This window comes from Brasilonema octagenarum UFV-OR1, from assembly GCF_963888615.1.
Lineage (GTDB): Bacteria > Cyanobacteriota > Cyanobacteriia > Cyanobacteriales > Nostocaceae > Brasilonema > Brasilonema sennae.
This window is the reverse complement of the sequence record NZ_CAWPKW010000394.1, coordinates 1-1,101: the sequence shown is the minus strand read 5'-3', so window position 1 is coordinate 1,101 and position 1,101 is coordinate 1. Positions and strand designations below refer to the sequence as shown.

Below are 1,101 nucleotides of genomic sequence, written 5' to 3'. Positions count from 1 at the left end.
GTGCTGTCTCAATGAATAAATGTCTTAACTGAACGGTATTGCTTTTACATTGACTTTCACTTGTTTTGTGATCCATTCTCGGCTCGGATATGCCACTGACTCTAATTTGCGTGTTTTGGGTTCTTCATCATCAATGGCAGCAAAGAGATTTTCCAGCGGATCGCCGCCTCTAGTTGCTATACCTTTGGCAGCAAGTGGTTTATCCAGAGGTGGTAATTCCAGCCAACGGAAATTAGGTGAACCAACTGTCGCAAAAACTTTGGCGATGTCAGCCCCCTCCTTATATCCATCTGGCAAGCTTAAGCAGAATGGTATAATCACTTCTGGTTCTTCAGGGTCAAGAGTTATGAATTTCTCACCTGGTGCTTGTGGATGAGCTTGAGCGATCGACCAATCAGATCCTAAATCCAACACAGCGACATTGAGATCTCTCCAATAGTTGTTGCGAATACGCAGGAATATAAACTCACCAACTTCTATCGTGGGATTGTTCGGATCGTCAAGCGGCTCAAATTCAGAGTCGGGTGTGATTGGATCTACTGGATCATAGTCTTTACGCTTACCAATCCACTCTACTGTCAGTTTTCCCATCAAAGGGTTATTTTTATCAAAGTTGTCAAGCGCCTGAGTGGCATGATATTTGGCAAGATGTACTAGGCGTTTCACCAGGTTAGCAGCAGCATCAGGATCGTCAACCTTCAGCAGGGGTCGCATGTTAGCATATGGTGTTCCGGTGCGATCGCAAATCTCATATTCGCCATCAGAGTTGATAGCTATTATGTAGTGAACAGTTTCTTTCTTATTATCTTTCTCCTGATCAGGTACTAACTCTATCCAGCCCTTTCCTACTACCAAAGCATCTTTGACATTTTGGAATGCGTCTTTCTGGAGTTTATATATTTCTTGCGGAAGTTTTCTAGCAGACAAATTTTTTGTTAGCACTTCTTCCTGTGTTTGCGCCTCTTCGAGATATAGTAGACGGGCTTTGCGCACAAGATTGGTGGAAGCTGAAGTCAGAACTGCGCGATCGCCTTGCTTTACTGGTTCTTTACCGGGTAAGGGCTTGAGTTCACACCAAGATTGGGTTGCTTCCAGTTCTGT

The 1,101-nt window shown here is 44.1% G+C and carries 1 pseudogene; it reads right to left on the bottom strand.

The features are described from left to right. Nucleotides 1–24 precede the first annotated feature (24 nt). Nucleotides 25–1,101 (bottom strand): annotated as a pseudogene (locus AC5590_RS34520) (hypothetical protein); the annotation flags it as partial.